10 protein-coding genes are annotated in these 13373 nt (G+C 69.0%); 9 read left to right on the forward strand and 1 reads right to left on the reverse strand.

Features of this window, described 5'->3' with window-relative positions:
• Positions 1-99: 99 nt before the first annotated feature.
• The gene (gene phnD, locus RT282_RS15410; protein ID WP_313315722.1) at positions 100-1092 is read right to left on the reverse strand and encodes a phosphate/phosphite/phosphonate ABC transporter substrate-binding protein; all 993 of its coding nucleotides are present in this window, start codon (positions 1090-1092) and stop codon (positions 100-102) included.
• Between the two features lie 176 nt (positions 1093-1268).
• Between phnD and RT282_RS15415 the strand changes: the two genes are divergently transcribed.
• The 9 genes from RT282_RS15415 (at position 1269) to gshB (ending at position 13274) form a co-directional block, all read left to right on the forward strand.
• On the forward strand, positions 1269-1955 hold the full coding sequence (locus RT282_RS15415) for a response regulator transcription factor (RefSeq protein WP_313315702.1): 687 nt from the start codon (positions 1269-1271) through the stop codon (positions 1953-1955).
• Entirely contained in the window at positions 1948-3447 is a 1500-nt protein-coding gene (locus RT282_RS15420) for a sensor histidine kinase (protein ID WP_313315704.1), read from the forward strand. Before RT282_RS15415 ends, RT282_RS15420 begins: the two co-directional genes overlap by 8 nt.
• Positions 3425-4705, forward strand: coding sequence for a glutamate-5-semialdehyde dehydrogenase (locus tag RT282_RS15425; protein WP_313315706.1), 1281 nt, complete (start codon positions 3425-3427; stop codon positions 4703-4705). The genes RT282_RS15420 and RT282_RS15425 overlap by 23 nt, the downstream gene beginning before the upstream one ends.
• A 16-nt stretch (positions 4706-4721) precedes the next feature.
• On the forward strand, positions 4722-6191 hold the full coding sequence (gene trkA / locus RT282_RS15430) for a Trk system potassium transporter TrkA (protein ID WP_313315709.1): 1470 nt from the start codon (positions 4722-4724) through the stop codon (positions 6189-6191).
• Positions 6192-6204: 13 nt separating this feature from the next.
• Positions 6205-7671, forward strand: a complete 1467-nt coding sequence (locus tag RT282_RS15435) for a potassium transporter TrkG (RefSeq protein WP_312302445.1) — start codon at positions 6205-6207, stop codon at positions 7669-7671.
• A gap of 79 nt (positions 7672-7750) precedes the next feature.
• The gene (gene gshA, locus RT282_RS15440) at positions 7751-9046 is read left to right on the forward strand and encodes a glutamate--cysteine ligase (protein WP_312302447.1); all 1296 of its coding nucleotides are present in this window, start codon (positions 7751-7753) and stop codon (positions 9044-9046) included.
• A 90-nt stretch (positions 9047-9136) separates the two neighbouring features.
• Positions 9137-11008: a potassium transporter Kup gene (locus RT282_RS15445; protein ID WP_313315712.1), complete on the forward strand. Its 1872-nt coding sequence runs from the start codon at positions 9137-9139 to the stop codon at positions 11006-11008.
• A gap of 103 nt (positions 11009-11111) precedes the next feature.
• Complete coding sequence (locus RT282_RS15450) at positions 11112-12302, forward strand: benzoate/H(+) symporter BenE family transporter (protein ID WP_313315714.1); 1191 nt, start codon at positions 11112-11114, stop codon at positions 12300-12302.
• A 24-nt stretch (positions 12303-12326) separates the two neighbouring features.
• Positions 12327-13274 carry a glutathione synthase gene (gene gshB, locus RT282_RS15455; RefSeq protein WP_313315716.1) on the forward strand — a complete coding sequence of 316 codons (948 nt, stop codon included), beginning with the start codon at positions 12327-12329 and terminating at the stop codon, positions 13272-13274.
• Positions 13275-13373 lie beyond the last annotated feature (99 nt).

Consider the following 13373-nt stretch of genomic DNA (forward strand, 5'->3'; position numbering starts at 1 on the left):
TGGCTTGCCTTGTCGTATCTGGAAAACGAAGGCCCTCAACGGCCGCGCGGGCCGGCGCACCTGGGTGCGGGCCCGCGCAGGCGGCAGGAGGGGCGGAGGTTATTTCTTGCCGGCGGCGGCCTTGTCGAAGGCCTCGCGGGTGAACAGCTCGCCCGCCGAGGCGGCCACCGTGCGCACCAGCTCCCAGTCCTTTTGGTAGGTGATGGGCAGGAAGCGGTCGCCACCCAGGCCCTTGGCCATCTCGGGCGGCACCTTGTAGTCGAAGAAGCACTGCTTGATCTTGCCCTGCAGCTCGGGCGCGAGGTTGTGGGCGTACGCATAGGCGTCCGTGGGGAACATCTCGCTGGTGTAGAGCACGCGGAAGTCATCGGCCTTGACCACGCCGCGCTCGGTCATGTGCTGCAGCACGTCGCTGGCCACCGGCGCGGCGTCGTAGTCGCCGGTCTTCACGCCCAGGATGGACTGGTCGTGCTTGCCTGAATAGACCACCTTGTAGTCCGTGTCGGGCGTCAGGCCGATCTTCGGGAACAGCGCGCGCGGCGCCAGGTTGCCGGAGTTGGACGAGGGCGAGGTGTGCGCGATGCGCTTGCCCTTGAGTTCTTCCAGCTTCTGGTAGGGGCTGTCCTTGCGCACGATCATCTTCAGGTACATGCCCACCGGGCCCTGGTCGTTGCCGCGGATGGCGAACGGCACGGCACCAGAGAGGTTCACTGCGAAGTTCACCGGGCCCGGCGAGAACGCGGCGATGTGCAGCCGGCCCGAGCGCATGGCCTCAATCTGCGCGGCGTTGGACTGCACGGGGAAGAACACCACCTTCTTGCCCACGCACTGCGACAGGTGGCCCATGAAGGGGCGGAACAGCTTTTCGTAGATGGCGGGGTCCTCCACAGGCGTGAAGGCGAAGACCAGCGTGCCCGGGTCCTTCAGGCGCTTGGGATCGGTCGGGGTATCGGCCACCAGGTCGCGGTTGGCGTCGCAGAACTGCGCATCCAAGTCACCCCGGTGGGGGCAGGCGTCCTGGGCCTGGGTGGTGGCGGCGGCCAGCAGCAGGGCCGAGGCCAAGGCGGCGCGCAGGGCCGGCGCGGCGGGCATGAGCGAAGAGGGGAGCATGGCGTTCCTTGGCGCAAGTGCGTAGATCGCACTGACTATAGGAAGGCGGCTCCAGGGCCGTGGCGCTATCCTTTCGGGTTGCCTTCAGAAACCTTTCAATTGCCTTCCAAAATGGACCGGATTAACCCTGGGAACGTGCGCCAGCCGCGGACGCGCGCATGAGGGTGCTCGTTGTAGAGGATGACTTCGACCTCGGCGGCGCCCTGACCCGGCTGCTGACGCGCCGGGGCTTCCACGTCACGCACTGCACCGATGCCGCCGCCGCCCTGCAGCGGATGGAGCACGAACTGTTCGAGCTGGCGGTGCTCGACCTGGGCCTGCCTGGCATGGACGGGCTGCAGCTGTTGCAGCGCCTGCGCGGCCGCGGGCATGCGCTGCCGGTGCTGGTGCTCACGGCACGCGGCGGCGTGGGCGACCGGGTGGCGGGGCTCAATGCCGGCGCGGACGACTACCTGGCCAAGCCCTTCGATCCGGACGAGCTGGAGGCGCGCCTGCGCGCCCTGGCGCGCCGCGCCGGCGTGCACGACGAGCCGCGCTGCGGCGAGCTGCGGCTGGACCGCGGCGCCGGCGCCTTCTATTGGGGCGCCCAGGCGCTGGAACTGACGCCGCGCGAGAGCGCGCTCCTGGCCGGCCTGATGGAGCACCCGGGCCGTGCCGTCACCAAGGCGCGGCTGGCGGCCCTGGCCTTCGGCGCCGACACGCCCAGCCAGCCGGACGCCGTGGAGGTGGTGGTGCACCGCCTGCGCAAGAAGCTGGCGCACACGCAGGTGCAGATCACCACCCTGCGCGGCCTGGGCTACCTGATCCAGGAAGGCCGGCCGGCCGGGTGCGACGGCAATGGCTGAGCGCCCGCGCGGCGCCCGCTCGGTGCGCCAGCGGCTGCTGCTGTGGCTGGCGCTGCCCGTGGCCCTGTTCATCCTGGTGGACGCCTGGGCCTCCTACCGCGCGGCGCTGGACACGGCCCAGCGGGCCTTCGACCGGCTGCTGGTCACCTCGGCACACGCCCTGGCGGACCTGATCCGCCTGGAGGGCGGGGCGCTGCAGATCACCCTGCCGCACGCGGCGCTGGAGCTGTACGGCGACGAGGCCGGCGTGGCGGAGCGCCAGGGCGATGCGGACACCCGCAGCCGCATGATCTACCGGGTGAGCTACCTGGACGGCGAATACCTCGCCGGCGAGCGCGCCGTCGCTCCCTACCAGGGCCTTGCCCCCGTGCACCCGCGCTACGGCGTGCGCCTGGCGCTGTACGGCACCCAGCTCGCCGGCGAGCCGGTGCGCATGGCCGCGCTGTGGCAGCCCGTGGAGACCCACGAAGGCTTGCGCTACGTGGTGGTGCAGGTGGGCGAGCCCTCGGCCTACCGCGGCCGCATTGCGCGCGCCATTCTGTGGCAGACGCTCGCGCGCCAGGCGCTGCTGCTGGCGGTGTTGCTGGTGCTGATCTGGTGCGTGGCCACCGTGGCGCTGCGGCCCCTGCGCGAGTTCGCGCGCCGACTGGAGGTGCGCACCGCCGCCGATCTGCAGCCCGTGGCCGTGCAGCCGCAGGCGCCGCAGGAGCTGCTGCCCGTGGTGAGCGCCTTCAACGGGCTGCTGGAGCGCGCCCGCGACGCGCAGGCGGCGCAGCAGCGCTTCGTGGCCGACGCCTCGCACCAGCTGCGCACACCGCTGGCCGTGCTGAAGCTGCAGGCCCATGCCGGCCTGGCGCGCGAGGTGCCCGAGCGCGAGGCGCTGCAGCAGGTGGCGGCCACCATCGAGCGGACCAGCCGCGTGGTGCAGCAGCTGCTGACCTGGAACCGGGCCCGCTCGGCCGTGCCGCGCGAGCAGATGGGGCGCATCGACCTGCGCGACCTGCTGGAGGAGGTGGCGGTGGAGCTGTCGCCCCTGCTGGCGGCGCGGCACCAGGCCTTCCAGTTCGACGCCGAGCCCTGCTCCTGGGAAGGGCCTGGCTGGATGGTGCGCGAGATCGCCGTGAACCTGCTGCACAACGCCATGAGCTATGCGGCCGAGGGCGGCGCTCTGGGGCTGCGGCTGGCGCGGACCGGGCGGGAGATCTGCATCGCCGTGTACGACGACGGCCCAGGGCTGTCGGCGCAGATGGAGCGCGACCTGTTCGTGCCCTTCGTCAGCGGCGATGCGCGTGCACGCGGCGCCGGCCTGGGGCTGGCCATCTGCCGCGACCTGGCCCACGCCTGCGGCGGCCGGCTGCAGGTGTGCAACCGCCGCGTGGATGGCGTGGTCCATGGGCTGGACGCCATGCTCTGGCTGCCGGCAAGCCCGCACGGCCCTGCGGCGGGGTGCGATGCGTCAAAATCGCCTCATGAACGCGCTCAACATCGCTGAATACACCCAGACCCTCGGTTTGCAGGCAAAAGCGGCCTCGGCCCTTATGGCACGGGCGCCAGCAGCTATCAAAAACAAAGCATTGCTGGCCCTGGCGCGGCGGCTGCGGGACAGCGGCGCCGCGCTGGCCGAGGCCAATGCGCTGGACCTGGAGCGCGCCCGCGCTGCCGGCTTGGCCGAGCCCATGGTGGACCGCCTCAAGCTCACCCCCAAGGTGCTGGAGACCTGCGCCCTGGGCTGCGAGCAGCTGGCCGCCATGGCGGACATCATCGGCGAGGTCCAGGGCATGGTGCAGCAACCCAGCGGCATCCGCGTGGGCCGCATGCGCGTGCCCATCGGCGTGTTCGGCATGATCTACGAGAGCCGGCCCAACGTGACCATCGAGGCGGCCAGCCTGTCCATCAAGAGCGGCAACGCGGCGATTTTGCGCGGCGGCTCGGAGGCCATCGATTCCAACCGTGCGCTGGCCGCTCTGGTGCGCGAAGCGCTGGCCGAAGCCGGCCTGCCCGAGCACGCCGTGCAGCTGGTGGAGACCACCGACCGCGCCGCCGTGGGCCAGCTGATCGCCCTGCCCGAGTACGTGGACGTGATCATTCCGCGCGGCGGCAAGGGCCTGATCGAGCGCATCAGCGCCGAGGCCAAAGTACCAGTGATCAAGCACCTGGATGGCAACTGCCACACCTACGTGGACGAACCCTGCGATATCGATATGGCCGTCAGGGTGGCCGACAACGCCAAGACCAGCAAGTACAGCCCCTGCAACGCCACCGAGAGCCTGCTGGTGGCGCGCGGCGTGGCGGCCGAGTTCCTGCCGCAGATCGGCGCCGTCTACGCCGCCAAGGGCGTGCAGATGCGCGGCTGCCCCGAGTCGCTGGCGCTGCTGCGCGCCGTGCCGGGCGCCGACCTGGCCGAGGCCGCGGAGGCCGACTGGGGCGAGGAATACCTGGCACCCATCATCAGCATCAAGGTGGTGGCCGGCATCGACGAAGCCATTGCCCACATCAACCGCTACGGCAGCCACCACACCGACGCCATCATCACGCGCGACCACATGCACGCCCAGCAGTTCCTGCAGGGCGTGGACTCGGCCAGCTGCATGGTCAACGCCAGCACGCGCTTTGCCGACGGCTTCGAGTACGGGCTGGGCGCGGAGATCGGCATCAGCACCGACAAGTTCCACGCCCGCGGGCCGGTGGGCATCGAGGGGCTGACCTCACTCAAGTGGGTGGTGCTGGGCGAGGGCGACGTGCGCGGTTGACGCGCACGGCCAGGCCATGAAGATCATCATCCTCGGTGCCGGCCGCGTCGGCCAGAGCGTGGCCGAGAGCCTGGTGTCGGAGAAGAACGACATCACCGTCATCGACACCGACGCGCGCCGCCTGCGCGAGCTGCAGGAGCGCTACGACCTGCGCGGCGTGGTGGGCAACGGCATCGACCCGGCCGTGCTGGCCGAGGCCGGCGCGCGCGACACCGACCTGCTGATCGCCTGCGCCGCGCAGGACGAAACCAACTTGGTGTGCTGCAAGGTGGCGCAGCTCGCCTTCAGCATCCCCACGCGCATCGCGCGCGTGCGCTCCTCGGGCTTCGCGCTGGAGGAGGGCGGCGAGCTGCTGGGCAAGGACGGCTTCGGCGTGGACCGCATCATCTGCCCGGAGGAGTCGCTGACGCGCTACATCGGCAAGCTGGTGGAGTACCCCGAGGCGCTGCAGGTGCGTGAATTCGCCGGCGGGCGCGCCTGCCTGGTTTCGGTGCGCGCGCGTGCCGGCGCGCCGCTGGTGGGCATGCAGATCGGCACCATGCGCGAGTCGGCGCCGGACGTGGCCATGCGCATCGTGGCGATCTACCGGCGCTTTCCCGACGAGCCCGACCGCTTCGTGCCCTGCGACGGCTCCACGCGCGTGGAGCCCATGGACGAGGTCTTCGTGCTAGCCGGGCGCGAGCGCGTGGCGCAGATCCTGTCGTCGCTGCACTGCCGCGCCGGCCAACCCACGCGAGCCGTGCGGCGCATCATGATCGCCGGCGGGGGCCGCGTGGGCCTGCGCCTGGCGCGCCAGCTGGGCCAGCAGGGACGCTTCAACATCAAGGTGCTGGAGGAGGACTCCGAGCGCTGCATGCAGCTGGCTTCCGAGCTGCCGCCGCAGGTGCTGGTGCTGCAGGGCGACGCCACCGACGAGGACCTGCTCGCCGGCGAGGGCATCGAGGAGGTGGACCTGTTCCTGGCCCTGACGGACGACGACGAGGACAACATCATGGCCTGCCTGCTGGCCAAACGCATGGGCGCCAGCCGGGTGCTGGCGCTGATCAACCGGCGCAGCTATGCCGACCTGATGCACGGCACGCAGATCGACATCGCCCTGTCGCCGGCGCAGGCGATGCTGGGCGAACTGCTGGCCTACGTGCGCCGCGGCGACGTGCAGGCCGTGCACAGCCTGCGCCGGGGTGTGGCCGAGGCGCTGGAAATCGTGGCGCGCGGCGACCGCAAAACCTCGCGCGTGGTCGGCCGGCGGGTGGACGAGATTCGCCTGCCGCCCGAGGTGCACATGGGCCTGATCGTGCGCGGCCTGGCCGATCCGGTGGCGGAAGCGGCGGGCTCCGCCCCGGCGCCGCTGCCCGAGCCGCAGGTCATCATCCCGCGCAGCCACACCGTGATCGAGAGCAACGACCACGTGGTGTTCTTCCTGCCGCACAAGCGTCTGGTGCGCGAGGTGGAGCGGCTGTTCCGCGTCAGCGCCACCTTCTTCTAGACGACCCCCTTTCATGTACGACCTGCTGCCCGTCCTGCGCGTGCTCGGTGCGCTGCTGGCCATGTTCGCGCTGTCGCTGCTGGTGCCGCTGGCGGCGTCGCTGTGGGCGGGCGAGGCGCTGTGGCACGAATACGCGCTGGCCATGACCGTGACGCTGGGGGTGGCCGCGCTGCTGTGGTGGGGCCTGCGCGAGCACCGGCGCGAGCTGCTGCCGCGCCACGGCGTCATGCTGGTGTCGCTGGTGTGGGTGGTCACGCCGTTCTTCGCGGCGCTGCCGCTGCTGCTGGTCATGGATGCCATCGAGCGGCCGCTGTCGTTCACGCATGCCTACTTCGAGGCTGTTTCGGGTCTCACCACCACGGGCTCCACGGTGCTGTCGCGGCTGGATGAGCTGCCGCTGTCGGTCAACATGTGGCGCACCTTCATGCAGTGGATCGGCGGCATGGGCATCCTGATCCTGGCGGTGGCCATCCTGCCGGTGCTGGGGGTGGGCGGCAGCCAGCTGTTCAAGGCCGAGGCGGCCGGCCCGGTCAAGGACACCAAGCTGACCCCGCGCATGACCGAGACGGCCAAGGGCCTGTGGGGTGTGTATGTGGTGTTCTCGCTGACCTGCGCGCTGGCCTACTGGTCCGCCGGCATGACACCCGAGGACGCGGTGATGCACATGTTCGCCACGGTCAGCCTGGGCGGGCTGTCGCCGCACGATGCAAGCTTTGGCTATTTCTCTTCGCCGCTGCTGGAGTGCATCGCCCTGGTGTTCATGCTGGGAGCCAGCTGCAACTTCGCGCTGTACTTCGTTGCCCTGCGCAAGGGGCATTGGCGGGGTTTCTGGCGCGACGAGGAAATGCGCGCGACGCTGGGCGCACTGCTGGGCGGGGGGCTGCTGGTGGCGCTGCTGCTGTGGGCTAAGGGCATGTACGAACCACTGCAGGCGCTGCGCCTGGGACTCTTCCACGTCGTGTCGGTGGCCACGACCACGGGCTTCGCCACCACCGACTACCTGGCCTGGCCGGTGTTCGCGCCGGTGTTCATGCTGCTGTTGTCGGGCGTGGCCACCAGTGCCGGCTCTACGGGCGGTGGCATCAAGATGGTGCGCATGCTGATCCTGCTCAAGCAGGCGCGGCGCGAGATGACGCGCACCGTGCACCCGCGCGCCGTGCAGCCGCTGCGCCTGGGCCAGCGCGCGGTGGAGGACCGCATGGTGTTTTCGGTGCTGGCCTTCATGCTGATGTATGGCGCCACCGTGACCATCCTGAGCATGGTGCTGCTCCTGACCGACCTGGACATGGTGACGGCGTTCTCCGCCGTGCTGGCCAGCGTGCACTGCACGGGGCCGGGCCTGGGGCTGCTGGGGCCCTCGTCCAACTATGCGGTGCTGACCGACTTTCAGCTGTGGGTGTGCACGCTGGCGATGCTGCTGGGCCGCCTGGAGATCCTGAGCTTCATGGCGTTGCTGACGCCGGCGTTCTGGCAGCGCTGAGCGCACCGGAGAACTGCGTACGGTCCGGGCCGGCGTTGCTTCCTACAATGCACCGCTTGACCGTCTCACCTGGGCAACTATGGTTCCGCATCTCATCACCGCGCTCACCGGCCCGATCAACGAACTGGAACAGCGCATCCTCGACTCCATGCCGGCCATCGAGCGCTGGTTCCGCCTGGAGTGGATGGAGCACACGCCGCCGTTCTACAGCTCCGTGGACATCCGCAACGCCGGCTTCAAGCTGGCGCCGGTGGATACCAACCTGTTTCCCGGCGGCTGGAACAACCTGACCGACGAGATGCTGCCGCTAGCGGTGCAGGCGGCCATGGCGGCCATTGAGAAGATCTGCCCTGAAGCGCGCAACCTGCTCATCATTCCCGAGAACCACTCGCGCAATACCTTCTACCTGGCCAACGTCGCGCAGCTGGTGCGCATTTTCAACATGGCGGGGCTGCACGTGCGCGTGGGCTCCGTCAGCCCGGACATCAAGAAGACCACCACCGTCGAGCTGCCGCACGGCGAGAAGGTGGTGCTCGAGCCGGTGATCCGCACGCGCCACCGCCTGGGGCTCAAGAACTTCGACCCCTGCACCATCTTGCTCAACAACGACCTGTCGGCCGGGGCGCCGGGCATTCTGGAAGAGCTGTATGAGCAGTACCTGCTGCCGCCCCTGCACGCCGGCTGGAGCGTGCGCAGGAAGAGCCGCCACTTCCAGAGCTACGAGGAGGTGGCCAAGCGCTTCGGCAAGATGCTGGGCATCGACCCGTGGCTGATCAACCCCCTGTTCACCCGCGCCGAGGGCGTGGACTTCAACGAGGGGCTGGGCATGGAGGAGCTGCGCGGCGCCGTGGACGCCACGCTGACCAAGGTGCGGCGCAAGTACAAGGAATACGGCATCAACGAAAAGCCCTTCGTCATCGTCAAAGCCGACAACGGCACCTATGGCATGGGCATCATGACCGTGCGCGACGCCAAGGAGCTGGACGGCCTGAACCGCCGTGCCAAAAACAAGATGGCCGTCATCAAGGACGGCCAGGTGGTGCACGACGTGATCGTGCAGGAAGGCGTGCTGACCCAGGAGCGCGTGCACCAGGCCGTGGCCGAGCCGGTGGTCTACATGATGGACCGCTACGTGGTCGGGGGCTTTTATCGCATGCACGCCGAGCGCGGCACCGACGAGAACCTGAACGCGCCGGGCGCCAGCTTCGTGCCGCTGGCCTTCGAGCACAGCACGCGCCTGCCCCAGCCGGGCGCGCGCCCCGGGGCCAGCGCGCCCAACCGCTTCTATATGTATGGCGTGGTGGCGCGCCTGGCCATGCTGGCAGCCAGCTACGAGCTGGAGGCCACCGACCCTGAGGCCGAGGTCTACGACTAAGGCGCCAAAGCCCGTGCGCGCCGCGCGCACAATGGCGCCCATCGCAACAGCTGGCTGCCGGGCGCCTGACCCGTGCCGCGCTTTCCTGCCGTGCAAACCAACCAATCGTCGCTCTCGGCGCTCACCCTGGGGGCCGTCGGCGTCGTCTATGGCGACATTGGCACCAGTGTCCTGTACACGCTGAAGGAGGTGTTCGGCTCCGGCCACGTGCCCTTCACGCACGCCAACGTGTACGGCGTGCTGTCCATCGTCTTCTGGACGCTCACCCTGATCGTCTCGCTCAAGTACGTGACCCTGGTGTTGCGCGCCGACAACGAGGGGGAGGGCGGGCTGGTGGCCATGCTGGCGCTGGCGTCGCGCTCGGTCAAGGACAAGGCGCCGGCGCTGCGCAAGTGGATGCTGCTCATCGGCATCTTCGGCACCTGCCTGTTCTACGGCGACGGGGTCATCACCCCGGCCATCACCGTGCTGTCGGCGGTGGAGGGGCTGGATGTGGTTTCGCCCGGCTTTCGGCGGACCGTCATTCCACTGACTCTGGCCATCTTGCTGGCGTTGTTTCTGGTGCAAAAGCGCGGCACGGCGGGCATAGGCAAGTTCTTCGGCCCGATCATGGTCGTGTGGTTCATCGCCATCGCCGCACTGGGGCTGTACCACATCGGCGGCCATCCGGAGATCCTGGCCGCGCTCAGCCCGCACCACGCGCTGCGCTTCATCTGGCTGCACCCGGGCATCAGTTTCATTATCCTCGGCGCGGTGGTGCTGTGCGTGACGGGGGGCGAGGCGCTGTACGCCGACATGGGCCACTTCGGCCGCAAGCCCATCCGCATTGCCTGGTTCACCATCGTCATGCCGGCGCTCACGTTGAACTACTTCGGCCAGGGCGCGCTGCTGCTGGCCGAGCCCGAAGCGGTGAAGAACCCGTTCTTCATGATGGCGCCGCAGTGGCTGACGCTGCCGCTGGTCGGCCTGGCCACCGTGGCGGCGGTGATCGCCTCGCAGGCGCTGATCTCCGGTGCCTTCAGCGTGACCAAGCAGGTCATCCAGCTGGGCTACCTGCCGCGACTGAAGATCTGCCACACCAGCAGCCGCGACCGGGGGCAGATCTACCTGCCTTTCGTGAACTGGAGCCTGTTCGTGATGATCGTGCTGGCGGTGGTGCTGTTTCGCTCGTCGTCCAACCTGGCGGCGGCCTATGGCATCGCGGTGACGCTGGACATGACCATCACCACGGTGCTCACCTTCTTCGTGGTGCGCTACGGCTGGAGCTACCCGCTGGCCCTGGCGCTGGCGGCCACGGGCTTTTTCCTGGTCATCGACCTGGCGTTCTTCAGCTCCAACCTGCTGAAACTGGTGGACGGCGGCTGGTTCCCGCTGCTCATCGGCGGCGCGGTGTTCATCCTCATGACCACCTGGAAGGACGGGCGCGAGCTGCTCACCCGCACGCTGCGCGAGGGCTCCATCGACTTGCGGTCCTTCCTGGACGCGGTCTTCATCAGCCCGCCGGCGCGGGTGGAGGGCACGGCGGTGTTCCTGTCCGCCCAGCCGGGCCTGGTACCCAACGCGCTGATGCACAACCTCAAGCACAACAAGGTGCTGCATGCGCAGAACCTGTTCGTCACGGTGCGCAACCACGAGGTGCCCTGGATCGGCATGGAGCAGCGGCTGCTGGTCGAGCCCCTGGGGCGCGGCTGCTGGCAGATCGTGCTGAATTACGGCTTCAAGAACGACCCGGACCTGCCCAAGGCGCTGCAACTGCTGGCCGCCCGAGGCATCGCGCTGGAGGCGATGACGACCAGCTACTTCCTGTCGCGCGACATCGTCACGCCCACCCTGGGATCGGGCCTGGCGCCCTGGCGCGAGAAGCTGTTCGCGCACATGCACCACAGCGCCACGGCGGCGGCAGAGTTTCTGAACCTGCCCAGCAACGCCGTGGTGGAGCTGGGTTCCGTGGTGGAAATATGAGTCATTTTGGCCTCTATCCCTTGTTGGACAAGCGCTGGTAGCTATCAAATTTGAGACAGCCCGCGCCAGCGCGGCGGCGCGGCCGGTGCCACAATCGGCCGCCATGCGCTTTTTCAAAGACCTGAGCCTGTCGGCCGCCACGGCGGGATTCGTTGCCGTGCTGGTGGGCTTCACCAGTTCCGTGGCCCTGGTGTTCCAGGCGGCGCAGGCCTTTGGCGCCACCCCAGCGCAGATCACCTCGTGGATGTGGGCGCTGGGCCTGGGGATGGGGCTGTGCTCGCTGGTGCCCTCGCTCATCCTGCGCCAGCCGGTCATGGTGGCCTGGTCCACGCCCGGGGCGGCGGTGCTGGCGGCCGCCGGGGCGTCCGGCGCCTTCGGCATGGGCGAGGCGGTGGGCGCCTTCATGGCCTGCGCCGCGCTCATCACCCTGGCGGGCCTCACGGGCTGGTTCGAGCGCGTCATGAACCGCATTCCCATGGAAATCGCCTCGGCACTGCTGGCCGGCGTGCTGGCGCGCTTCGGCATGCAGGCCTTCTCGGCGCTGCAGACGGCTCTCGGGCTGGTGCTGGCCATGCTGCTGACCTATCTGCTGGCGCGCCGCCTGCTGCCGCGCTATGCCGTGGTGCTGACGCTGGCCGCCGGCATCGTATGGGCGGCCGCCGGCGGAAAGATGCAGTGGTCGGCCGTGCATCTGGAGCTGGCGCGCCCGGTGTTCACGGCGCCGGTGTTCACCTTCCAGGCCTTCATGAGCCTGGCGCTGCCGCTGTTCATCGTCACCATGGCCTCGCAAAACCTGCCCGGCGTCGCCGTCATGCGCGCCACCGGCTACCACCTGCCCGTCTCGCGCCTGATCAGCATGACCGGGCTGGCCACCTTGGTGCTGGCGCCATTCGGGGCCTTCGCGTTGAACTTCAGCGCCATCACCGCCGCCATCTGCATGGGCCCGGAGGCGCATCCCGAGCGCGAGCGGCGCTACGCCGCGGCTGCCTCCTGCGGGCTGCTGTATGTGCTGGTTGGTGTCTTCGGGGCCGTGGTCACCGGTCTGCTGACGGCCTTCCCGCCCGAGCTGGTGGTGGCCATCGCCGGGCTGGCGCTGCTGGGCTCCATCGGCGGCGGCCTGGCTTCCGCCCTGCAGGGCGAGGCGCACCGCGAGGCGGCGCTCATCACCTTCCTGGTCACGCTGAGCGGCGTGACGCTGTTCGGCATCGGCTCCGCCTTCTGGGGCGTGGTCGCCGGCAGCGCGGCGCTGCTCGTGCAGCACTACGGGCGCGCCCGCGCGTCCTCCGCGGCCTGATTCACTCCTCTTCTTCTAGCACCCATGAACATCCTCTTCGTCGCCGACCCGCTGGAACACTTCAAGATCAGCAAGGACACCACCTTCGCCATGATGCGCGAGGCCCAGCGCCGCGGCCACCGCCTGTCGGCCTGCGAGCCGCGCCAGATTCACTGGCAGCGCGGCGCGCGCGTGGCGGCGCAGGTGCGCGACATCACCCTGACGGGCCAGGACGCGGAGTGGTTCACCGAGGATGCGACCCACATGGCTGCCCTGGCGGACTTCGACGCCGTGCTGATGCGCAAGGACCCGCCGTTCGACAGCGAATACTTCTATGCCACCCACTTGCTGGAGCAGGCCGAGCGCGAGGGAGCGCAGGTGTTCAACCGCCCCCGTGCGCTGCGTGACCACCCGGAGAAGCTGGCGATCATGGAATTTCCCCAGTTCATCGGCCCGACGCTGGTGACGCGGGACGCCGAGGACATCCGGCGCTTCCACGCCGAGCATGGCGACGTGATTCTCAAGCCGCTGGACGGCATGGGTGGCGCCGGCATCTTCCGTGTCGGTCAGGACGGCCGCAACCTGGGCAGCATCATCGAAACGCTGAACCAGCACGGGCGCCAGAGCGTGATGGTGCAGAAATTCCTGCCGGAGATTGCCGAGGGCGACAAGCGCGTGCTGATCATCGGCGGCCGACCGGTGCCGTATTGCCTGGCGCGCATTCCGCAGGGCAACGAGGTGCGGGGCAACCTGGCGGCCGGCGGCCTGGGCGTGGCCCGGCCATTGACTGCCCGCGATCGTGAGATCGCAGAGCAGCTCGGCCCGGTGCTGTACGAGCGCGGCCTGCTGCTGGCGGGGGTGGACGTAATCGGGGATAGCATCACCGAGATCAACGTGACCAGTCCGACGTGTTTCCAGGAAATCCACGAGCAGACGGGGTGCGACGTAGCGGCACTGTTCCTGGATGCGCTGGAAGCAGACATGCGCCGCTGAGCGCCGTCTATTTTTCAAAGCTCCCGAAAATGCCGTTTTTTTGACGCTATACTTGCCGGCTTGCTGCAGCGAGGGCGTTGAATGAAACGCCCTTGCCGC

It is taken from the genome of Pulveribacter sp. (assembly GCF_032079985.1).
Classification (GTDB): domain Bacteria; phylum Pseudomonadota; class Gammaproteobacteria; order Burkholderiales; family Burkholderiaceae_C; genus Melaminivora.